The following is a 22,300-nucleotide window of genomic DNA, read 5'->3' on the forward strand; positions in this document are numbered from 1 at the left end:
CTCCTTTTTAAAGCATGCAAAAAGCCCCCGCTTCTGTGGCAGAAGCAGGGGCAGAAAACCGCATAAAAGAAAAGACTTGTCCAAAAAAGCCATGCGTATTCATCCCGTTCTTCCCACCGAAGAATGATGTTTCAGCATTAAAAGCAGGTCTCCTGGCTTGCGGTCACTTTACTTCTGCCTCCCTTCCCGGAAAGAATCCAGTGGGTTTCAAACAGGTTCATCACGCATACAGTAGCGGGGGCTGCACCGGACTTTCACCGGTTTCCCTATTATCCCGGACGTAGAACTCCGGGCACTCTTAATGATTGCTTTATTTAGTTTTGTTGTCTTTAACATTAGCAGGGAAGAGCTTCTTTTAGCAAGGGAAAAATAAAAAAGACCTGGATTTATCATCCAGATCTCAGACTGTAGACAAATGATTGATAACCGTCACATGAATGGATAAGCGGTGTCCGGGCCGTTCCGCTTTCCATGGGGCAGGCGCTGACCCGGACGCCGCCAAGTGGCTTGCTACAAGAATGTATAGGGCTATAAGGTCGTAGTTTTTCTTTTTAAAAGAAGAGAAAATCTCTATCTGGTCCCTGGCTGATTGATCTTCAACACCACTTATCGGCTCTTTTTTTGAAAAAGAAAGACTTTGTTTACACACTGAGACCTGGATTAATCATCCAGATCTTCTTCCTCAATCACCACTTCACCTGTTGAACCATCTACATGTACTTCTGTTTCCTTTTGTCCATCTTTTATTTCAATTTCATAGTGCCCGTCATCAAGCTCTACCTTTTCGATTGTTCCTTTTACCTGTTTCTGCGCCGCTGCCCTTGCTTCTTCCTCCGTTACCGTTACACTGGCATTGTGCCCATCATCATAATCATCGTCACGATCGTCATCTGTATCCTCTTGTTTTTTCAATACCTTGCCGGACTCTCCATCAACCTTCACGTCATAGCCCTGTGTATCAACTTCATATACAGGACCGGTCAGCTTTTTCTCCAGCTCAATTCCCTCGACAACGGACTGTGTTTCTTTTTCCGCAATTGCTTTTGCTTCTTCCATCGTCACCTTTGCATCAAGCCCGGGTACTTCTGCTTGAATTCGATCATTTTGTACACCCCAGAGAACACCGCCGCCCAGAAGACCTACTGTTAGAAAGCTGCCTGCAATCGTTGTTTTTTTCATGTTTATTTCCTCCCTTTTTTTCTTTCATGCTTTTATCTTAACCAGGCAAGATGAGAAAAAAGGGAGGAAAAAATGAGAGTTTGATGAGAAGAGCTAATCATCCCACGAAATCGATAAAACCTCTCCAGAAATAGCATTGATACGCACTGTTGCCTCTTCGCCGTTCTGGGCATTAATATCAACAAGGTAGGACCCTGCTTCTTCCTCATCGCCCTGTTCGATATCATCAACCGTACCAGGTACTTTCGTCAGCGCAATCTTTTCCGCTTCCTCTGGTGTCAGCTGTCCATTGTTTTCTTCCGTTTCACTTGTCTGTTCTTCAGGCTTTTTTGCGGCTTCCGCTTTCAACCGGGTTACAGCCATTAATTCGCCTGTCTCACTGTCAACAGTCATACTGTATTCACCCTGCTCGGGCACTGCAATGGTGTAGTGGAATTCCTTGCCGGACTGCGTTGATTCCTTTACTGTTCCGCCATACTGCTCGGCAAGCTTTTCTCCCGCTTCTGCTATCTTTACAGCCGGCTTTTGAAAGGATTGATATAAAAAAACTGCCGCCGCAATCGCAGCAGCTACTGTGACAGCCATGATGATTTTTTTCATGCTTCTTCCTCCCGTTTTTCTTTTAATATAGCAGGAGAAGATGAGAATTCACTAAGAGTAAGAATAACGATTGTTCCTTTTCCTTCTTCACTTTCAATCCGTACGACAGCTCCAAGAGCATCCGCCAGTTCCCGTGCAAGTGCCAGACCAAGGCCGAACCCCCCTGTTTTTCGTGACCGCGCCCTATCCACCCGGTAAAAACGGTCAAATATTTTCGAAAGGTCGGTGGCTGGTATACCGATTCCTTGATCAGCTACCCGAATCTCTGATTTTCTTACTTCAATAAGAATTTCCTTCTCTGAGTACTTGCGTGCGTTATCTAAAAAAATAAACAGTAGCTGGCGCAGCTTAGAGCGATCAGTGTAAAGAGTGACAGATTCTATAATTTGAACACACACGTACCGTTTATAGGCCTGTCGAAAGGAGTCGGCCGTTTCCTGAACGAGCGCAGCCACATCAATCGCCTCTGCTTTTATATCCCATTGTTCGCCACTCCGTACAAGGGCGAGCAGCTGCTGGGTCAATTCTTTCATTCGAATGGCTTCTTCATAGATCGCTTCAACTGATTCATCAAATAGCTCCGGTCGCTCCCTGCCGCGGCGCTTTAACAAATGAGCGTACGATTCTACCACAGTAAGTGGTGTTTTTAATTCATGGGACGCATTTTGGACGAACGCTTCCTGCTTCCGATAATTTTCCTCAAGCAAATCCATCATATCGTTAAATGTAAGAGCCATATCCTGTAATTCATCGTGACGGCTGCTGTCCGTTGCAATCCGTTCATGCGTACCGCTTTTTCGAATCCGCCGCATCGTTTCCGTCATATTCTCTACTGGATTGGAAATAACAGCTCCGAGCACGCGTGCAGAGATGACGGCCGGAACAACAGCAATAAGTGAAGCCACGAGAAGTACACCACTTAAAATATTTAAAATTCTCTCGGTTGCCTGTAAATTTTCCCACAGCTCAAGCGAAGCTACTTCACCTCCGCGCCAAATAACAGGCAGTACTACCCGTGCGTAAGAAGCTCCACTGTTGTCCCTTATCACGGTCCGCTTTTCCCCTTTTTGAAACGAAGCTTCGTGCGATCTAAGCTCAGAAGCGTCCGGGGAAACAGCCACACCATCTACCGTTCCATCCGGCAGTATAATGCGGACCATCCCATTGGCCGGCGCATAAGCCCGCAGTAAGTCACTGCTTGCTACCGACGCCGCCGGATTTGATACACCACCGGCTACCCGGGCCGCGTCCGCCGCCGCCCGTTCTACATCTGCTTCCTTTAGCATAAAAGCAGCAGCGAAATAAATAGCTGTATTCATTAAAACAACAATCACAACGAGCAATACACTCGTTCCAAGGTGAATTTTATTTTTTAATTTCATGATTCCTTCAACACGTATCCGACACCTCTCACTGTATGGATAAGAGGCAGTTCAAATGGCTTATCGATTTTGTTGCGCACATAACGAATGTACACATCTACTACATTGGTGTCGCCATAATAGTCGTATCCCCAAACGCCATCGAGCAGCTGCTCTCTCGACAGCACGTGCCGTTTATTTTTCAAAAGATAAATAAGCAGGTCGTATTCTCGCGGTGTAAGTTCAATCGCCTGTCCCCCCCTTGTGACTTCACGGGATTCTTCCTTTACAACAAGATCAGCCGCGGACAGGGAGCTGCTTTGAACCGTTTTGCGGAGCGCTGCCCGGATTCTGGCTAAAAGCTCATCCATATCAAATGGCTTTGTTACATAATCACTGGCTCCAAGGTCAAGCCCGGTGACTTTGTCTGCCACCTCATCTTTAGCTGTCAGCATGATAACCGGCACGTCGCTTCCCTGCCGAATCCGCCGCAAAACACCCATTCCATCTAACCCGGGGAGCATTACATCCAGAAGAACAAGATCAAATGGCTCGGCTCGAAACGCTCCAAGAGCATCCAATCCATCCAGCACTTTTTTTGTTTCATAGCCTTCATGCTCAAGCTCTAACTCAAGGACGCGAGCAATTCTTTCTTCGTCTTCTACAATTAAAATGCGTGGTTTATTCATCCTTTCGCTCCTTTCACTTCTTTTATTATCGCGGCCTTACCGTTTTTTGTCCAAAAAAAGACGATCCTCCCGGGACCGTCTAGCGCTTATGCAAAAAACTCTTTTATGCGCAGGATCAGCGCATCATTTTTTGAAAGAGAAGCTGCAATCGTTTCCATAACAAGACGACGCGGCTTCTTTTCTCTCACTTCATCCTGTAAAAACGCCAGCAGCTCCTTTGATCGTTCGTCCGCTTCCTTCTGCATGGCGCCAATTTCCTGCAGTACACGGCTTTTCTTCCGTTCACGCAAGAGCTTTTCTTCCGGCTGCCATTTTTCCAGTGCATGCGGGTCGAGCAGTGCATCCTTTGTTTCAATGATCTCTTTTACCGCTGCATCCACACGCCGTATAGCATAGGCAATGATGGCATCAACTTCTACATCTTCCTCAAGCGCCATAACAAAGTGAATCATGTGTTGAATTATCCCATGCATCATCACAGCCAGGTCGATAGAGTACAAATGAACACGCATGCCATACACTTCCACAAGCCTTCTTTGCATCCAGCGAAGCTCGTTTATATGGTGCTGCTTAATAAACTTTTTTAATTCTTCATCCTCAGAAACAAATACACCTTGAAACAGCGCAAACAAGTTGTTTTCTTTGTTAACCTCCATCTTCACTTTCACTTGCTGGGCAAATACTTTTTTATCATGAACCGGCCGGCCGGCAATGACATCAGCCCGGCGCTGGTCTGTTTCCAAATTAATTTTTTCAAAGATCCCAATAAGCAGCTCGTTTTTAGATGGAAAATAATTATAAAATGTTCCTTTCGAAATTCCGCTTTGATCAAGGATATCTTGAATAGAAGTAGCTGCATATCCTTTTTTAACAAAAAGGGCATGTGCCGTTTTCATTACATTTTTCTTTCGTTCGTTCAATGAGTGCACTTCCTTTTTTTGAACTGTCGGTCTATTCAGAGAGTAACGCAATAAGGGCATTATTTCAAGGATTCACATAAAAATTCAATTTCTTTGTTGATTTTTTTGAACAATCGGTATAAGATAATTACCTGTTGAAACGCAAGTATAAAAATTGAACAATAAGTATGTAAGAGGAGGATATAAATTGAATACACAAGGAGTAATGGGAAAACCACCTTATGCAATGATTGCCATTTTGTTTGTCGGCGCATTTGTTTCCCTGTTAAATGAAACGCTTTTAAATGTAGCGCTTCCGTCTATTATGAAAGAATTTGAGGTGTCAGCTTCAGCTGTCCAGTGGCTGTCAACCGGCTACATGCTTGTAAATGGTATTTTAATTCCAGCAAGTGCCTTTTTTATTCAAAAATTCACAAACCGAAGTTTATTTATTGCCGCAATGATTCTATTTACGGCAGGCTCCGTTCTCGCTGCACTTTCACCTTCATTCAGCGTCCTGCTGGCTGCGCGAATGATTCAAGCTTCCGGTTCTGCGATTATGATGCCGCTTTTAATGAATGTTATGCTCGCAAGCTTTCCTGTTGAACGCCGCGGCGCTGCGATGGGGATTTTCGGGCTTGTCATGATCACAGCACCGGCTATTGGTCCAACGCTTTCCGGCTGGCTTATTGAGCATTACACATGGCGTACACTGTTTGAGGTTGTGATTCCGATTGCCGCTATCACCCTTGTTTTTGCCGTCTTTAAGCTTAAAAATATTACACAGCAGCGCGCCATTTCGCTGGACATTTTGTCGCTCGTATTATCGAGCATCGGTTTTGGGGGCATTCTGTACGGGTTCAGTTCTGCCGGTGAAAAAGGCTGGGATTCGGTTTATGTGTATGGCGCTATTACAGCCGGCGTAATCGGTCTGGTATTATTTGTTTTACGCCAGATGAAGCTTGATGAACCATTGCTTGAGTTCCGGATTTATAAATATCCAATGTTTGCCCTGTCTTCAGCCATTTCGATTGTAATTGCCATGGCCATGTTTTCTGCCATGCTGCTTATGCCGATTTATGTGCAGACAATCCGCGGCATTTCACCGCTTGATTCCGGATTATTAATGCTTCCGGGCGCGATCGTTATGGGCATCATGTCTCCTATTACGGGAATGCTGTTTGATAAGTTTGGTGCACGTGTTTTAGCCGTTATCGGTTTATCGATTACTATTTTAACGACCTTTATGTTTAGCAACTTAACCATGGATACTTCATACGGCTATATTATGTTTGTTTATACGCTGCGCATGTTTGGAATGTCGATGGTTATGATGCCGGTCATGACAAACGGACTAAACCAGCTTCCGCCAGCTATGAATCCTCATGGTACTGCAATGAATAACACACTTCAGCAAGTATCCGGGGCTGTCGGATCTGCCCTTCTTGTCACGCTCATGCAAAACCGGACTGAATCCCAGGCTGAGCAGCTTGCCCAGTCTGCTGCGGGCGATCCGACTGCAATGGCCAATGTGATGAATGAAGCCATGCTTCATGGCATTAATTTTTCTTTTACCGTATCTGTGTTTATTGCCGCAGTCGCGCTCATTCTCGCTTTCTTTATGAAACGGGTGACGCCTGCCGGGCAAGCAGCCAAGCAGAAATCTGCGGGTTGATCTGTCATCAAAAAGCGCCTTTTCCGCATGAGGAAAAGGCGCTTTTCTTTTATACAATTTTCGCAAGGCTATTAATAACGCCTGTATGCATACCTTCATGAAATGTAACAAACTGTAAAACAGCTTCCACGGTTGTCATTTCAAGAGGGCCAATTGTCACTGGCTTCACTGCTTTTTCAGTAAGCTTGGCTGAAAAATGATGTTCTATACGATTCATCTGCTCCTGTAAAGCGTTCGTAATATCCTCTGCTGATGGCAGTTCTTTTGGCCAATCCGCTGGCCGCGTTCCTGTCGCAAATAAAGCCTGCCATTCTGGCTGTGAAACCTCATATGATTCATCTGCCAAATGCAGCAGCCCTTCTGCTGTTACAAAAATATGACCCGCATTCCAGCGGATATTGTTTGAGAACGCCGCGGGCACTTCATCCCATTTGTTTTCAGGCGCTTTTGCAATAGTACCCAGAGCCGCATTCCGAGCAAAAATAAATTGCTTGATAGATTCCATTTAACTTCCTCCTCTATGTATGATCGTTTTTATCTTATCATAACTCATACTCCCGGCACTTATCATAAAGCTTCGTTTTGCCGATTCCAAGAAGCCGGGCTGCTTCTGTTTTATTAGCTGCCTGGCGAAGGGCATGCTGGATCGCTTCTTTTTCCGCTTTTTGAAGAGTGTACTTTAGCGGCACAACAGCCATAGGCACTTTTTCTGTATGACCTTCCATTTCCTGAGGCAATTCTTCCTGCAAGTAAAGGGGTAAGTGATGAATCCTAATAATCGATCCATCTATTACATTTACTGCTCTTTCCAAGACGTTTTCGAGCTCCCGCACATTCCCTGGCCAGTTATGGAGTAAAAGACGGTTTTCTACTTCTTTGGACAGAGTGATAAAAGAACGATCAAAGTTGCTTGCAAGCTTGCGAAGTAAAACAGTCGCTATAGCCGGGATATCTTTTTTTCGCTCCTTTAAAGAAGGGATATCAATTTTCATTACATTCAGCCGGTAGTATAAGTCTTCTCGAAACTTGCGCTGCCTGACCATTTCCTCCAGATTACGGTGTGTCGCAGCAATAACCCGGACGTCAACAGGGATTGCACCTTGTCCGCCGACCCGCTCGATTTCTTTTTCTTGAAGAACACGAAGCAGCTTGCTTTGCATCGCTAATGGCATGTCGCCGATTTCATCCAGAAATATAGTCCCGCGGTGCGCAAGCTCAAATTTCCCTTTTTTTCCTCCTTTTTTCGCGCCGGTAAAAGCACCATCTTCGTACCCGAAAAGCTCCGACTCAAGCAGCTGCTCTGGAATCGAAGCTGAATTCACACGAACAAAAGGATACACACTTCGCGTGCTTGCCCCATGAATGGCATGGGCAAACAGTTCCTTGCCCGTTCCGGATTTCCCAGTTAAAAGCACAGCCGACTGGCTGGTAGACACGCGCGCAGCCAGCTGCTTCGCTTCTATAAAGGACGCAGTTGTTCCAATTAAGTCATCAAAGCTGTATTTGCTTTTTAATTCGCTCGCAAATCGCTTTTTATAATAATCAAGCTCTTCAATCAGAGGCTGTACTTTATTAGAATAAGCCATCCAATCTTTTGCATTACGAAACATTACAGCTCCAACTGCTCCAACAAGTTCGCCGTCTATGTAAAAAGGATACCGGTTTGCGATCATCTCGCTTCCTTTAATCGTATGAATCGATGCAATTTCCGCCCGGCCTGTTTGAAGAATAATATGCATGCGAGTATTTTCAATAACATCCCGCACATCTTTTCCGATTGCTTCCTGCTGAGTGATACCAAGATATTCGCAGTAGGCGGGATTGATAAACATAACGGCTGCATGCCGGTCAACCGCAACCACCCATTCCGCTGCCAGATTAATGATTTCTTCCAGCCATTCATAAGGGAGCTTTTTCATATTGTGCCCTCCTTTTTTCTTTTATTTTATCAAAAAAAGCCGCCTCAAAGGCAGCTTTCACTTATTGAGCAGTATAACCGCCGTCTAAAACAACCGCCTGGCCCGTTACTCCTTTTGCCCGCTCACTGCAGAGAAAAACAGCGTAATCGGCAATTTCTTGGACCTCCAGCAGTCGCTTTTGCGGCACGAGCGGATAAATCACTTCCTCTAACACACGCTCGAGTGGAACGTTACGCGTTTTCGCTAAATCTTCAAATTGACCGCGTACAAGCGGTGTATCCACATAACCAGGGCATAGCGCATTTACCGTAATTCCGTGCGGGGCTGCTTCTAAAGCGGCTACTTTCGTTAATCCAATCACTCCGTGTTTCGCACTATTATATCCGGCTTTGCCGGCAAAGCCGACCAGTCCGTTGATAGAGGACATATTAATAATACGTCCGTTTCCTTGTTTTTTCATAAGCGGCAGTGCGTATTTTATAGCTGTAAAAGGTGCTGTCAGCATAATGCTTAAAAGCTGGTTAAACTTCTCTATCGAAAAATCTTCAATGGGTGCCACATGCTGCATTCCAGCATTGTTGATTAAAATGTCCAGCGCACCGTACCGGTCTGATGCGAAATGGATGCTGTTTTTTAACTGTTCTTCATTTGTGACATCACACAAAATGGCAGATGCCTGCAGCCCTTGTTTCTGGAGCGCTTCAGTAGCCTGCACAGCTGCTGTTTCATTAATGTCCGCGACAACCACATTCGCTCCTTCCTTTGCAAATACGCCTGCCAGCTCAAGACCAATTCCGCTTCCCGCTCCCGTGATCAATGCCGTTTTTCCTTTTACCATGATGATTCCTCCTTAAACAAGTCCTGTTGTAGTGTAAATAAAAATAATGAAAAAGACAGCAAGTGTTTTAATGATCGTAATCGCAAAAATATCTCTGTACGACTGCCGGTGTGTAAGTCCTGTTACAGCTAGAAGTGTAATAACGGCTCCGTTATGAGGCAATGTATCCATGCCACCGGAAGCCATTGAAATAACACGGTGCATCACTTCAGGATCAATATTATAAATTGTAATCGCTTCCATGTATTTATCCGACATGGCACTGAGTGCAATACCCATGCCTCCCGATGCTGAGCCTGTAATCCCGGCAAGGGTAGTAGTGGTAACTGCTCCGTTCACAAGCGGGTTTGTAAAAGTATCTGAAATCCCTTTGCTGACAACGGAAAAGCCTGGCAATGAAGAGATAATACCGCCAAATCCGTATTCAGCCCCGGTATTCATCGCTGCAAGCAGTGCACCGCCAATGGCTGTATTTACACCGGCCTGAAAGTTCATCTTAACTCGCTTCCAGTTGTACAAAATGGCAGCAACAATTCCTGTTAATAAAGCCATTTCTACGGACCAAATGGCCAGGACAGATGACAATTCTACTTTTCCAAAAGAACTTAAACCAATCGCTGCAAAATCAAACCCGTCCGGATACCACTCAGGCAGTGATTCAGTAAAAAATTTATTCATGACTGCTACTAAAATGAGTGGTGCAAAAGCGAGTGCTTTGCGAAAGGTAGATGGTTCTTCTTCTACAGCTTTTGTTTCCTCTTCTTCTACAATTTCATTGTTTAACCCATAGTATCCCTCGCCAGCTTTGGCAGCTTTTTTTCGGCGCATTTCCAAATAGACAATGCCGGCACCGAGTACGAATACCGCTCCAAGAACCCCAAGAATCGGTGCTGCATAAATATCTGTTTTAAAAAAGGTAGTTGGAATGACGTTTTGAATCTGCGGCGTCCCTGGCAGTGCATCCATTGTAAACGTAAAAGCACCAAGTGCAATAGTTCCTGGAATAAGCCGCTTTGGGATGTCAGCCTCCCTAAACATATTCCTGGCGAACGGGTAAACGGCAAAAACAACAACAAATAAACTGACACCACTGTACGTTAAAATAGCGCACATCAGTACGATGGCTAAAATAGCCTGCTTTGTACCGACAAGCCTGACAATTGTTTTGGCAATCGATTCTGCAATACCTGACATTTCTACTACTTTGCCAAAAATAGCGCCCAGCAGAAAAACAGGGAAGTATAATTTAATAAAGCCAACCATTTTTTCCATGAAAATATTTGAAAAAAACGGTAATACATACCCTGGTTCTGTTAAAAGAACGGCCAGAAGCGCACAAATTGGCGCAAACAAAATAACAGAAAAGCCCCGATAAGCTGTAAACATGAGCAAACCCAGTGCAAGTAGTATGACAAGTAAATCCATTTTGCTCCCCCTTCCTGGTAACCGCTTTCAATTTATTTATGCAAAAACTGTACCAATAATAAAAATGCCTCTTTTCCGCTGATTTACACAGTCCATTCCGTAATTCCGGAAAATAGATTTGCGTTCTTTCCGAGCTTGCGGAATTTTCCGTTTTTCCGGAATGTCTCTATGTTTTAATCTATCAGGGGATCGGGAATAACACTTTTAACAGATTTAGCGGATAAAGAGAGGAATGGTGGAAAAATGACTACTCCTATTTATGATCTATGCGGCATAGGTATCGGTCCTTTTAACTTAAGCATGGCCGCTTTAGCAGACCAAACTGAGCTGCAAACCATTTTTTTAGAGAAAAAGGAGTCATTTAATTGGCACCCCGGTATGCTGATCGATGGAAGCGACCTGCAGGTGCCTTTTTTAGCAGATCTTGTTACGTTTGCCGATCCAACGAGCCCATATACTTTTTTAAACTATCTCCATACCCAGAATCGACTGTATTCTTTTTTCTTTTTTCAGCGCCTCGAAATTCCGCGCCAGGAGTATAATAAGTATGCACAGTGGGTAGCCGCACAGCTTTCTTCCTGCCGCTTTGGTACCGAAGTAACAAATGTTGTCAGCTGCAACGATTTGTACGAGGTAACCATCAATGGAACAGAAACCATTTATGCACGCCATGTAGTGCTCGGAACCGGGTCTGTGCCGGCGCTGCCTCCTGGTTTTACCACGTCTGACGATATTATTCATTCAAACTTTTATCTGAATCATAAAGAACACGTGCAAAAAGGCAAGGTAATTGCTGTTGTTGGCTCCGGACAAAGTGCCGCAGAAATCTTTCTTCAGCTCCTGCAGGAAAAAGAGGAACACGGCTACAAACTTGCCTGGCTCACACGCTCTCTCGGCTTTTTACAGCTGGAATCTGCAAAGCTTGGGCAGGAAGTATTTTCTCCTGATTATGTACATTATTTTAAAACATTGTCTTATGAAACACGCAGAAAGTCACTAGAAGAACTGGAGCATCTGCGCAACGGAATAGATGCTGCTACGTTAAAAGCCATCTATGAGGAAATGTACCATCAGTCTATATATGACAAAAACAAAGATGTGCTTATTCAGCCTTTAACGGAAGTAAATGGGTTTAAAGAGGGCATGCTCCGCTGCCGTCAATGGCAGGAGGATCAATCATTTGAGCTTCCAGCGGACCGTGTCGTTTTGGCTACCGGCTATAAGCCTTATCTGCCAGAATGGCTCCTGGCGATGAAAAAAGGTATCAAATGGGAGGATGAGCACTTTTTCCAGATAGATGACAAATATCGTATTGTCTTTCAAAATGATCGCCCTAACCAGTTGTTTTCATTAACAAATTTGGAGCTTGCTTCTGGAACCGGCGCAACAAATCTCGGCCTTTCTGTTCAGCGCAATCAAGTAATTTTAAATACCATCGCCGGACAGGAACTGTTTCCTCTTCAACCAGATACGGTTTTTCAAAACTTTTCTGCCTCCACAATTCAGGAGGGCTTTCATATACAAAAAAGCGGAAAATGATGACCATTTTCCGCTCGTTTTTATTTTCCGATAAACATTTGTGTCCAGTGCCCGTCCACATAGCCGACACCAATATGTGTAAAGTCCGCACTTAAAATGTTTTTGCGATGTCCATCGCTGTTCATCCACGCTTCCATTACTTCTTCAGGTGTTTTTTGACCTTTGGCAATGTTTTCACCTGCTGCTTTATACGTGATACCAAATTTCTTCATCATATCAAATGGTGATCCGTATGTTGGTGACTGGTGAGAAAAATAGCTCTTGTCTTTCATATCCTGTGACTTTGCACGAGCCACTTTGCTGAGCTCAGTGTCTAATGTTAAAGCCTTTAATCCCGCTTTAGCGCGTTCCTCATTCACAAGCTTTGCTACTTCTTGTTCAAAAGCATTTACTGATTCAGAACTTGATGGCTGTGCAGCTGGCTTTGCTTGTTCCTGCTTTGGTGCTTCTTGCACAGGTGTCTGCTGTGGTTTTGCTTCAGCAGGTGCTGTCGGCTGGGCCTTTACTGTTTGAGCTGGAGCAGATGCATTTAATGCTGCCGGCCACTTTACCTGATAATATGTTTTATATGTTTTCACTTGAACATTTTTCGCTGTATCACATGTTAGAGATGCTGCTTCTGCCTGTCCTGCGGTAAAAAGTCCGATAGAAACGAGACCTGCTATTGCGGCAGTGCGTACATTTATTTTCAAGGTCAAAATCCTCCTGCGTTTTTTTATGTGTTGCCCGGGCTGCGTGATTACTATAGCCCGAAACACAAAAAAACGGCAATAGATTTTGAGATGGAAAATGATAGCCTCATTTCATAATGATAGTTTCCTGCTTTCGCCACAGTGCTCAATCCCGTCCCCATCAGCGTTGCGCTATTTTATTTTTAAAGCAGAAACAAACAGCGACATACAAGCGTAATTCTTTTACAAAACGATTACAAGGATGTATTTTCATTAATATGAAAAAAATAGTAACGAATACCGGATGTGTGTGCCGGTGACGTCGTATAACTCCAGTGACGGTGGTAGCTGTCAGCCGTGTGCGCATTCACAAGCGGGATACCGTTTTGGCGGCTCACAACAAAAGCTGCATGATCCATACGGCCATCACCGTTAAAATCATAAATAATGACGTCGCCAGGAAGCAGATCTGCCGCTGATGCTTTCCGCACAGCCCTTAATCCCTTCTTTGACCCTTCTAAATACCACCTGAGCGAATGGGCCACACTCCAGCTGAAACTCCATGTACCGCCTCCAAGCCACCAGCCGTTTTTCCGGTCACCATAACCACCTCTCATCGGTGCACCGCCGGCGAGCAGGCATTGTGAAACATAATTGGTACAGTCTACAGCAAATGCCGGAAAAGCCGGATTTCGTCCATTCCACCACTTTTCTGCATAACGAACTGCTGCTTCACGGTTATACATCGTTATCCCCCCTCTCTACAGCGTATGCAAAGAAGAAAATAGAAAAACCGGCTTGAATGAATCAAGCCGGTTTTGTGTACTTTATTGGGTAACTCACAACGTTCTAAGGATAAATCTTTTTCTATATTTATCCTTCATTAAACCGCCGCGGTACATTTAATTCCACATTATCGTTTTTGATGTCCCTAAACGACCTAAGCCCTTCCTGCTCTTAGGTCCTTGCAGCTCCGAAGCTGCTCCAGTGTGAGTAAGTATAGTCAACACTAGCAGAATGCCAGAATTTTATTTGAACGTTCTAAGTTACGATCTCAATTAGATAATTATTATACCGTTTCTAAAATAGGAAGTCAAGAACTATTTGTTTTCCAGCCAAGGCGCTTAGAAATATCTCTTCCCGCTTTGATCATTCGCTTTCTTAATTTATCTAATCGCTCGTCCGTCATGCGGAGAGTCGGTCCGGAAATCGACACAGCCGCTGCAATACTGCCCTGGTGATCAAATACCGGCGATGCGATACAGCGAATCCCCGGCTCGTTTTCTTCAAGATCAAGTGCATAGCCTTCCTGTCTCACACGCGCTAGCTCAGTTAGATACGCTTCTTTTGTCGTCATAGTTTGCACAGTGTGAACCGGCATTCCCTGCCGCTCAAGTATATCGACTACTTCTGCTTCAGGCAGATGAGCTAAGATTGCTTTGCCAACAGATGTGCAGTGCACCGGCGCCCGCCGGCCCACCTTTGAATGCATGCGCAACGTTTCATTTCCTTCCAGCTTTTCAATATAGACAACTTCCCCACGGTCATATACGACAAGGTGAACTACTTCATTTGTTTCGGCCTCGAGCTGACGCAGAACGGCTTGTGCTTCTGACCGGACATCCAGCGATTCAAGCAGTATGGAACTTACTTCTAGGAATGCATAACCAATTCGATAACGCCCTGTTTCCTTGTGCTGCTCAATATAGCCATACTGCTCAAGCGTCGCCAGTGTTCGAAATACCGAACTTTTATTGATATCCATTCCTTTTGCAATTTCTGTTACGCCAAGCCCCGTTCGGGATGCACTCACAAGCGCAATGATATCAAGCGCACGCGCGACCGATTTAACCACATTTTCCCTTTCCAACCGAATCCCTTCCTTGTTAGCAGGAAAAACCGGCCAGAACCTGTTCTTCCTTAAGATGTAATGCTGTATTTTTCTTTTGCCTGAAGTCTTCTTTGATGCAAAATAGGCTCTGTGTAGCCATTCGGCTGCTCGTATCCTTTAAACACTAGATCACATGCAGCAGCAAACGCAACTGAATCGCTGTAATTCGGTCCCATCGGCCGGTAGCCGGGATCTCCGGCATTTTGCTCATCCACCACTTTCGCCATTCGCTTCATCGTCTCCATAAGTTGCTTCTTTGTACAAATGCCGTGATGCAGCCAGTTAGCTATGTGCTGGCTTGAAATTCGAAGGGTTGCCCGGTCCTCCATCAAGCCAATATTATGAATGTCCGGTACTTTAGAACAGCCGATTCCCTGTTCGATCCACCGGACAACATAACCTAAAATCCCCTGCGCGTTGTTATCAAGCTCCTGCTGTATATCCTCTGCAGGCCAATTTGCTTCATTCGCTATTGGAATATGCAGCATGGCATCCCGAAAATCGGCAGCTTGATCGGCTATTTCTTGCTGACGGTCAAATACGTTCACTTCATGGTAATGGATCGCATGTAAAACAGCTGCTGTTGGGGACGGAACCCATGCTGTATTGGCGCCGGCCTGCACATGAGTGATTTTCTGCTCCATCATATCAGCCATCAAGTCCGGCATCGCCCACATTCCTTTACCAATTTGCGCACGGTGCCCAAAGCCCGCCGCCAGCCCACTCGCTACATTGGATTTTTCATAGTTCTTCAGCCAGGCCGCCCCTCTCATATCACTTTTTCGGATCATCGGTCCCGCTTCCATTGAAGTGTGCATTTCATCCCCTGTCCGGTCCAAGAATCCTGTATTAATAAACACAATTCGGTTTCGAACAGCCGCAATACAATTTTTTAAATTAAGAGACGTACGGCGCTCCTCATCCATCACACCAATTTTAATCGTATATCGTGGCATATTTAATAAATCCTCAATACGGTTAAACAAATCATCTGCAAAGGCCACTTCCTCGGAGCCATGCATCTTCGGCTTCACAATATAAATAGAGCCCTTGCGCGAATTCTTCCGGTTCGGCTGCCCGAGTGCTGACGGCTTGGCAATGGCGCTAGTGATCACACCATCCAAAATACCTTCAAAAATTTCATCACCATACTCGTCCAATATGGCTTTGTTGGTCATTAAATGGCCAACATTTCGAACAAACATAAGAGAGCGGCCGGGAAGTTCAAACGGCGCTCCATTCGGCGATATATAAGATCGGTCCGCATTCAGTGTACGGTGGATTTGACTGCCGTCTTTTGTAAAAGAAGCGGATAAGTCTCCACGCATCAAGCCCAGCCAGTTTTCGTACACAAGGAGCTTGTCTTCGGCATCGACGGCTGCTACAGAGTCTTCACAGTCCATAATGGTCGTTGTGGCCGCTTCCATTAAAATATCTTTTACACCTGCCGGATCTTTCGAGCCGATTGAATGATCCGGATCTATTTGTATTTCAATATGCAAGCCATGATTCACGAGCAAAAAGCCTGTTTCACTCGTTCCTTTAAACTGTTCCGGGTTCTTAAGTGCTGTCTCCCCATTTTGCAAGGAGATCATAAGACGGCCATTTTCTACATGATACCCGGTTGATTCTGTATGTGAGCCTATTTCAAGCGGCGCTGCTGTATCTAAGAACCGGCGTGCGAAAGCAACAACTCTTTCACCGCGAATCGGATTGTAGCCGGATGACTTCTCTGCGCCATCTGTTTCCGAAATCGCATCTGTACCATATAGCGCATCATACAAGCTCCCCCACCTTGCATTGGCTGCATTAACAGCATAGCGCGCATTGTTTACTGGTACAACAAGCTGCGGACCGGCTTGAAGGGCAATTTCTTCGTCTACGTTTTGGGTTTCAATTGTAAAATCTGCTGTTTCTGGCTCAAGATAGCCGATTTTCTCTAAAAAGTTTTTGTATGCTGTTGGTTCAAAAGAATGACTTCGATGCCAATTATTTATTTGAGCCTGCAGGTCATTTCTTCGTTGCAGCAGCTTCCTGTTTTCGGGCGTTACATCCGCTACGATCTGGCTAAAACCTGTCCAGAATGCTTCCTGATCCACTCCTGCTTCGGGAAGCACCCGGCTGTTTACAAATTCATACAACCGATCATCTACTTGCAGCGATCCTACTTTTACATAATTCCCCATGTACAGCATCCCCTTTGTTTGGTATTACGCAACAGCGTTTCGAAAAAATCTTAAAAAAAGAGTATCACGGCTTTCAGAAAATTTCAACTTGTTTCCGAAAGCCTTTTCTTACTTTTTCCATAATTTTTGCAAGATTGGATACAGCTTAATCAAAGCCCAAAATACAATGGCCCAGACAATAACTTGAAAAATAATTTCTTTCATCTTTTTTCTCCTTTTCTTTCTAGTATAGCAAAAAGACGAACGACTCGGATGGATGAACCGTACCCTTAGCTTTTTCATTAAACAGCTTTACACGAAATATTAAAGTAAAATGTATCAGAACGAGGCAAAGTGTGAGATAATAAACAAGATTGACCAATAACCCCGGGGGTGACGTTTAAAATGTCTTATTACAGCAAAAACCGTACGGAACCATTGCCAAACGTTGATATTGAGACATGGGAATGTCCGTCGGATGGCTGCAAAGGCTGGATGAGAAAGAATTTTTCAGATGATGATTCACCGACGTGTCCATTTTGCGGAAGTGAAATGGAGAACGGAACCCGGCACACGAATTCGCTGCAAAACAATACGTTTCGTAAACCGGCAGAAGCCGAACAAAAAAAAGCGTGATCCTTTTAAGGATCCGCTTTTTTCTTTTGTCATACTAATTGGTTCCTGTCTTTCCTATATGCCTTTTATTTTTTCGCTGCTTTAATACGATATCGTTTATCGCTTTCCATCTTTGGAAAAAATTCAATTTCTTCCTCCGTTACCGAAGGCTGTTCCCCGACTTCTTCAATGACTTCTTCAAGAAGGTGGTCTTCTGTTTCCACCATCCGCGCGTCATACTTATCCATCAGCACTTGTAGGTCTTCAAGCGTTTCTGCTCGCCCGTCGCGCTGCACTTCTTTTAACAAGCGCTTTGATTCTTCTTCTGTTAATTCAATGTATCCAACCTTTATTCTTTGGGCTGCCATAGTAAAAGCCTCCTGTCTGCTTCTTCGTGGTATCCTTTATACCCTTTTGACTGAAGCATTCAAACATAGGCGGTTACAGAATGGCTTCTGCCAAAAACCAGCCAATCATGATCAATTGAATGATGATCTTCGCCAGCGTGCCGCTTAAAAACGCGATAAGCGTTGCATAGGCTACAAAAAAGGCCTGCTTGACATTTCTTAAAATAAGCAGTTCTACAACAAGAACCGCAAAAAATGGTACGATCAAAATACCGAACGGCGGGATGATAAAAGAACCGGCAATGATGGCAATAACTGCCGTCCACTCGCCCCATTTTGAACCACCGTATTTTTTAACGAAATAGCTGTTGGCCAAAAAGTCTGCCAAAAACATAAGTATGGTAAAAATGACCATGCCGATCCAAAAAAGAACGGATAATTCTTCACGGTTAATGCCAACATAATAAAGACCAAATCCTGCCCATAAAACAAGAACCGACGGTACAATTGGAAAAATAAAGCCGGCAAAACTTGCAATAAACAGCAAAATAATGATGCTCCAAACTAAAATAGACACACATATCCCCCTCTTCTCTGTTATGATAGCATTGTACCATTATGCAAAAGAATAGGAAGTGATTCACATTGATTAATATTGAGCTGCCCCAGGCCGACTACATTTTAACGAGAAAACGGAATCCGGAAGACACAAGTGAAGCGGCAATCGCACGCGAATACGGCTTTACGGATTATCATAAAATTCCACGTGACAAAGCGGGTGTGTTTATGTTTTATGATGCACAGGACCGTCTCCTGTTTGCAGGGAAAGCCCGAAAACTCCGTATGCGTATTCGGAAGCATTTTGAAGATAATGTATCTGATATTAAAAACCACCGTGATGATGTGCACAAAATTGTTGTATTAGTGGTGGACAGCCCGATGGAACGCGACATTTACGAAACATATATTATTAATACGTTTGAAGCAAAATATAATACTGACAAAGCGTTTTTCCGTTCTTAATCCTGAGCCGGCTGCTGTAAAAGCCGGCTTTTTCTTTTTTTATTTTGCTGCCACTTCCGAAAAATCCCCCTTTCTGTCTAAACTTTCTACCGTACCTGTAACGTTTTAGGACGTTTTGTCGAATGTGTTTTAAACATGGCTGTCTTTTCGTATACTAGATGCTGTTCTCTTATAAAAAAAGTATGAAAAGTAATTGTGGAGGTTTCAAAATGAATACGTTACTAAACCATGATGAATTAATGAAAAAAATTAAAAAGGTCCGCCGTGAAATGATTGCATCCGGCACAACAAAAGGATTAAACCACGCGGACACGATTCAATACAGCCAGGAGCTTGACCAGCTGATGAATCAATTTCAGCCCGGCCAGAAGTTTTAATTCCTTTTATTTTTCCTGTCCTGGGCACAAAAAAAGCCAGCTCCAAAGGAACTGGCTTTTTTTGTGCCGCTTTTGCCGTATTATCAAAAAATAAGAAAGTTTTAAACCACCACTCCTCAAAGTGGGTGTTTGCAAAAGTGTTCATGTCTGTCCTCCCTGCCGAATCGGCAGAGGCTTGTCAATCCCACTTTAATGTTAAACTCCCTATTACAGCTTAAAGGTTAAAACTTAATTAAAAAAACACGCACAATGCAGCTGTATTCGTATCTTACTCGTTTTTCCGTCAAAATGCAAGCCGTTTTATTTTGTTACACGAAATATTCCTGCTACACTTATGAAACAGAAAACATTCAACTTATATGAAAGAAGTGTTATAGATGTCTATCTCATATTCTGTTCTTGACCTGGCCCCTATCACAGCAGGCAGTACAGCGGCCGAATCTTTCGAGCACTCTGCCGATCTTGCCCGACATGCAGAAAAATGGGGCTACAACCGCTACTGGCTTGCTGAGCATCACAATATGCCCGGCATTGCAAGCTCTGCCACCTCTGTTGTCATCGGCCACATTGCGGGTGCTACCAAAACGATACGGGTAGGTTCTGGGGGAATTATGCTGCCAAATCATGCTCCGCTTGTAATTGCAGAGCAATTCGGGACGCTTGAGTCTCTGTTTCCTGGACGCATAGATCTCGGACTTGGCCGCGCTCCCGGAACGGACCAAATCACGATGCGCGCACTGCGTCGTCAAAACATGAGCGACGGGCATGATTTTCCAGAGCAGCTGGCTGAGCTGCGTGGATATTTTAGCGGTTCAAATCATGTTCATGCCATTCCGGGTGAAGGCCTGTCGATTCCTATCTGGCTGCTTGGTTCGAGTGGATTCAGCGCCCGCCTTGCAGGAGATTTAGGTCTTCCGTTTTCTTTTGCCAGCCATTTTTCGCCAGACAACACAAAACCGGCGCTCGCTTTGTATAAGCGCCATTTTACTCCATCTGACGTGCTCGAAAAACCGTACGCTATGCTTGGTGTAAATGTGATTGCCGCTGATACGGACGAAGAAGCAGTGCGGCTTGCAACATCTATGCAGCAGCAATTTTTAAACTTGATCCGCAACAATGCGGTGCCTCTTCAGCCGCCAGTGGACAGCATGGAGGGGATTTGGACTGAATTTGAAAAAGCCGCACTCCAGCAGCAGCTTGGTTCTTCCATCGTTGGCGGTCCGGAAACGATCAAGAAGAAGTTGGCTGATTTTATCGAAGAGACCGATGCGGACGAAGTCATGATTAATGCGCAAATTTACGACCATCAAGCAAGGCTGCGTTCATTTGAATTGGCAGCAGACGTTTTGCGTTCGCTCAAATAAAATTTAAAATCCCCCTTCACCATGGTGAAGGGGGATTTTTTAATACGGATCCGCCCCGTGGCCTTCCTGCTTTGCAGTGTCCGCTGCTTTTTTCGCTTCCGCTGAACCAGTATCTCCCACGGTTTGATTGCCCATTTTTTGTTTCGCTTTTTCAAGCCCTTCTGCAACACGGCGTCCGTAATCTTCATCTGCTTTTGTAAAGTGGCCGATCATCGCTTTTTGAATGTCCAGGTGTGACACACTGAGCGCATCAACCAAGTTGCTGATCAGTTCATCTCGTTCCCAGTCTTCAAAACTACGGTACGTATCGCCGGCCTGCCCATAATCGTTTTTACGGTCAATTGGCTGCTTCATTAATTTATCGTTGTAAGCTGGCTGGTGATCCGCACCGGCTTTTTCTGCTTCCTTTAAACCATCCAGCATAGACGGCTCATAATTCACATGCGGATTCCGTCCATCGTCTACGTAGTGGGCATGCTGGCCATCGCGCTGATTGGTCGCCACCCGCTTTTTCGGTTTATTGATCGGAATTTGCAGGTAGTTCGCTCCAACGCGGTAACGCTGGGTATCTGAGTAAGAGAACGTGCGCCCCTGGAGCATTTTATCATCAGAAAAATCCAAGCCATCTACAAGCACACCTGTTCCAAAAGCCGCCTGTTCAACTTCCGCAAAATAATTTTCCGGGTTTTTATTAAGCACCATTTTCCCAACTGGAAGGAACGGGAATTGATCCTGCGGCCATAGCTTTGTATCATCAAGCGGATCAAAGTCAAGCTCCGGATGCTCATCGTCACTCATAATCTGCACGCAAAGCTCCCATTCCGGGTAATCTCCTTTTTCAATCGCTTCATACAAATCCTGCGTCGCATGACTTGTGTTCATTCCTTGAATTTCATTGGCTTCTTTTTGTGTTAAATTCCGAATCCCCTGCTTTAACGGCTCCCAGTGGTATTTTACCAGCACAGCTTCACCCGCTTCATTTACCCATTTATACGTGTTAACACCCGAGCCCTGCATTTGGCGGTAGTTTGCCGGTATCCCCCACGGAGAAAACAGGAAGGTAATCATATGAGTTGCTTCCGGCGTTTTGGAAACAAAGTCAAACATGCGCTCCGGATGTTGAATGTTTGTTACCGGGTCTGGCTTAAACGCATGAATCATGTCTGGAAATTTCAGTGGATCACGAATAAAGAAAATTTTCAGGTTATTGCCAACAAGATCCCAGTTGCCGTCTTCTGTGTAAAACTTCACCGCAAATCCGCGCGGGTCGCGGGCTGTTTCTGGAGATTCCTTCGCTCCGGCAACTGTTGAAAACCGAACAAATACCGGTGTCTGCTTGCCTGCTCCCTGGAATACTTTTGCCCGCGTATATTTCGAAACATCTTCATCGCCGACTTTCCCATATGTCTCAAAATAGCCATGTGCCCCGGCACCACGTGCATGTACGACCCGTTCCGGTATGCGTTCACGGTCAAAATGAGAAATTTTTTCGATAAAGTGATAGTTTTCAAGCGTTGCTGGTCCCCGGTTTCCAACCGTCCGAATGTTTTGGTTATCTGCCACAGGGTGCCCCTGTCGGTTTGTTAATGTCTCTTCTGACTCACCTGTTCCTGTTTTTTTCTTTTCCTCGTTTTCCACATTTATTCCTCCCTGTCAAATTAAATGAAAACTCCCATTATTTATATCCTTTTCCTTAAAATTTAAACAAAAAAAGCGCTCTAAA

The 22,300-nt window shown here is 44.7% G+C and carries 23 protein-coding genes, 1 other RNA gene and 1 riboswitch; of the genes, 6 read left to right on the forward strand and 18 right to left on the reverse strand.

What is annotated here, in order from left to right; genetic code table 11:
* Window positions 1–125: 125 nt before the first annotated feature.
* A riboswitch (cobalamin riboswitch) is annotated at window positions 126–315 on the reverse strand.
* An 85-nt stretch (window positions 316–400) separates the two neighbouring features.
* From VP97_RS10070 to VP97_RS10095, 6 genes are all read right to left on the reverse strand, one after another.
* The gene (locus VP97_RS10070; protein ID WP_050181643.1) at window positions 401–649 is read right to left on the reverse strand and encodes a hypothetical protein; all 249 of its coding nucleotides are present in this window, start codon (window positions 647–649) and stop codon (window positions 401–403) included.
* An 11-nt stretch (window positions 650–660) separates the two neighbouring features.
* The gene (locus VP97_RS10075) at window positions 661–1,179 is read right to left on the reverse strand and encodes a PepSY domain-containing protein (protein ID WP_050181644.1); all 519 of its coding nucleotides are present in this window, start codon (window positions 1,177–1,179) and stop codon (window positions 661–663) included.
* Window positions 1,180–1,272: 93 nt separating this feature from the next.
* A complete protein-coding gene (locus VP97_RS10080; RefSeq protein ID WP_050181645.1) occupies window positions 1,273–1,779 on the reverse strand; it encodes a PepSY domain-containing protein in 507 nt (168 codons plus the stop codon).
* Window positions 1,776–3,161 carry a sensor histidine kinase gene (locus VP97_RS10085; protein WP_050181646.1) on the reverse strand — a complete coding sequence of 462 codons (1,386 nt, stop codon included), beginning with the start codon at window positions 3,159–3,161 and terminating at the stop codon, window positions 1,776–1,778. Before VP97_RS10085 ends, VP97_RS10080 begins: the two co-directional genes overlap by 4 nt.
* Window positions 3,158–3,829, reverse strand: a complete 672-nt coding sequence (locus tag VP97_RS10090) for a response regulator transcription factor (protein WP_050181647.1) — start codon at window positions 3,827–3,829, stop codon at window positions 3,158–3,160. The genes VP97_RS10085 and VP97_RS10090 overlap by 4 nt, the downstream gene beginning before the upstream one ends.
* Before the next feature lie 86 nt (window positions 3,830–3,915).
* Window positions 3,916–4,749: a TetR/AcrR family transcriptional regulator gene (locus VP97_RS10095; protein ID WP_050181648.1), complete on the reverse strand. Its 834-nt coding sequence runs from the start codon at window positions 4,747–4,749 to the stop codon at window positions 3,916–3,918.
* A 205-nt stretch (window positions 4,750–4,954) separates the two neighbouring features.
* Between VP97_RS10095 and VP97_RS10100 the strand changes: the two genes are divergently transcribed.
* Entirely contained in the window at window positions 4,955–6,403 is a 1,449-nt protein-coding gene (locus VP97_RS10100) for a DHA2 family efflux MFS transporter permease subunit (protein ID WP_050181702.1), read from the forward strand.
* A gap of 49 nt (window positions 6,404–6,452) precedes the next feature.
* Here the strand turns inward: VP97_RS10100 and VP97_RS10105 are convergent, their stop codons facing one another.
* The 4 genes from VP97_RS10105 to VP97_RS10120 form a co-directional block, all read right to left on the reverse strand.
* Window positions 6,453–6,908, reverse strand: coding sequence for a DinB family protein (locus VP97_RS10105; protein ID WP_050181649.1), 456 nt, complete (start codon window positions 6,906–6,908; stop codon window positions 6,453–6,455).
* 37 nt (window positions 6,909–6,945) lie between these two features.
* Window positions 6,946–8,322: a sigma-54 interaction domain-containing protein gene (locus tag VP97_RS10110; RefSeq protein ID WP_050181650.1), complete on the reverse strand. Its 1,377-nt coding sequence runs from the start codon at window positions 8,320–8,322 to the stop codon at window positions 6,946–6,948.
* Window positions 8,323–8,383: 61 nt separating this feature from the next.
* On the reverse strand, window positions 8,384–9,160 hold the full coding sequence (locus VP97_RS10115) for a 3-hydroxybutyrate dehydrogenase (RefSeq protein WP_050181651.1): 777 nt from the start codon (window positions 9,158–9,160) through the stop codon (window positions 8,384–8,386).
* 12 nt (window positions 9,161–9,172) lie between these two features.
* Window positions 9,173–10,585: a GntP family permease gene (locus VP97_RS10120; RefSeq protein WP_050181652.1), complete on the reverse strand. Its 1,413-nt coding sequence runs from the start codon at window positions 10,583–10,585 to the stop codon at window positions 9,173–9,175.
* A gap of 243 nt (window positions 10,586–10,828) precedes the next feature.
* On the opposite strand from VP97_RS10120, the gene VP97_RS10125 reads away from it, so the two are divergent.
* Window positions 10,829–12,124: a lysine N(6)-hydroxylase/L-ornithine N(5)-oxygenase family protein gene (locus VP97_RS10125; protein ID WP_050181653.1), complete on the forward strand. Its 1,296-nt coding sequence runs from the start codon at window positions 10,829–10,831 to the stop codon at window positions 12,122–12,124.
* 20 nt (window positions 12,125–12,144) lie between these two features.
* Here VP97_RS10125 and VP97_RS10130 read toward each other — a convergent pair whose 3' ends face one another.
* The 4 genes from VP97_RS10130 to VP97_RS10145 form a co-directional block, all read right to left on the reverse strand.
* A complete protein-coding gene (locus VP97_RS10130; RefSeq protein ID WP_050181654.1) occupies window positions 12,145–12,816 on the reverse strand; it encodes a CAP domain-containing protein in 672 nt (223 codons plus the stop codon).
* A gap of 233 nt (window positions 12,817–13,049) precedes the next feature.
* A complete protein-coding gene (locus tag VP97_RS10135) occupies window positions 13,050–13,541 on the reverse strand; it encodes an amidase domain-containing protein (protein ID WP_050181655.1) in 492 nt (163 codons plus the stop codon).
* Between the two features lie 347 nt (window positions 13,542–13,888).
* Window positions 13,889–14,665, reverse strand: coding sequence for an IclR family transcriptional regulator (locus VP97_RS10140; RefSeq protein ID WP_050181656.1), 777 nt, complete (start codon window positions 14,663–14,665; stop codon window positions 13,889–13,891).
* Between the two features lie 50 nt (window positions 14,666–14,715).
* Complete coding sequence (locus VP97_RS10145) at window positions 14,716–16,872, reverse strand: malate synthase G (protein WP_050181657.1); 2,157 nt, start codon at window positions 16,870–16,872, stop codon at window positions 14,716–14,718.
* Between the two features lie 384 nt (window positions 16,873–17,256).
* On the opposite strand from VP97_RS10145, the gene VP97_RS10150 reads away from it, so the two are divergent.
* Complete coding sequence (locus VP97_RS10150; RefSeq protein WP_050181658.1) at window positions 17,257–17,487, forward strand: cold-shock protein; 231 nt, start codon at window positions 17,257–17,259, stop codon at window positions 17,485–17,487.
* A 65-nt stretch (window positions 17,488–17,552) separates the two neighbouring features.
* On the opposite strand, the gene VP97_RS10155 is transcribed toward VP97_RS10150, so the two are convergent.
* Entirely contained in the window at window positions 17,553–17,834 is a 282-nt protein-coding gene (locus VP97_RS10155; protein ID WP_050181659.1) for a hypothetical protein, read from the reverse strand.
* 73 nt (window positions 17,835–17,907) lie between these two features.
* A complete protein-coding gene (locus VP97_RS10160) occupies window positions 17,908–18,390 on the reverse strand; it encodes a DUF456 domain-containing protein (protein WP_050181660.1) in 483 nt (160 codons plus the stop codon).
* 68 nt (window positions 18,391–18,458) lie between these two features.
* Here VP97_RS10160 and VP97_RS10165 point away from each other — a divergent pair, with 68 nt between their 5' ends.
* Both VP97_RS10165 and VP97_RS23255 read left to right on the forward strand, forming a co-directional pair.
* Window positions 18,459–18,836 carry a nucleotide excision repair endonuclease gene (locus VP97_RS10165; RefSeq protein ID WP_050181661.1) on the forward strand — a complete coding sequence of 126 codons (378 nt, stop codon included), beginning with the start codon at window positions 18,459–18,461 and terminating at the stop codon, window positions 18,834–18,836.
* 209 nt (window positions 18,837–19,045) lie between these two features.
* Window positions 19,046–19,213 (forward strand): aspartyl-phosphate phosphatase Spo0E family protein, encoded by a 168-nt coding sequence (locus VP97_RS23255; protein WP_082220312.1) that lies wholly within the window; start codon window positions 19,046–19,048, stop codon window positions 19,211–19,213.
* A gap of 59 nt (window positions 19,214–19,272) precedes the next feature.
* On the opposite strand, the gene ssrS is transcribed toward VP97_RS23255, so the two are convergent.
* Window positions 19,273–19,474: non-coding RNA, 6S RNA (gene ssrS, locus VP97_RS23260), on the reverse strand.
* Between the two features lie 116 nt (window positions 19,475–19,590).
* Between ssrS and VP97_RS10170 the strand changes: the two genes are divergently transcribed.
* Window positions 19,591–20,577: an LLM class flavin-dependent oxidoreductase gene (locus VP97_RS10170; RefSeq protein ID WP_050181662.1), complete on the forward strand. Its 987-nt coding sequence runs from the start codon at window positions 19,591–19,593 to the stop codon at window positions 20,575–20,577.
* A gap of 39 nt (window positions 20,578–20,616) precedes the next feature.
* On the opposite strand, the gene VP97_RS10175 is transcribed toward VP97_RS10170, so the two are convergent.
* Window positions 20,617–22,221, reverse strand: a complete 1,605-nt coding sequence (locus VP97_RS10175; RefSeq protein WP_050181663.1) for a catalase — start codon at window positions 22,219–22,221, stop codon at window positions 20,617–20,619.
* Window positions 22,222–22,300: the final 79 nt, after the last annotated feature.

The sequence above is a fragment of the Domibacillus robiginosus genome (assembly GCF_000966195.1).
GTDB classification, from domain to species: Bacteria; Bacillota; Bacilli; order Bacillales; family Domibacillaceae; genus Domibacillus; species Domibacillus robiginosus.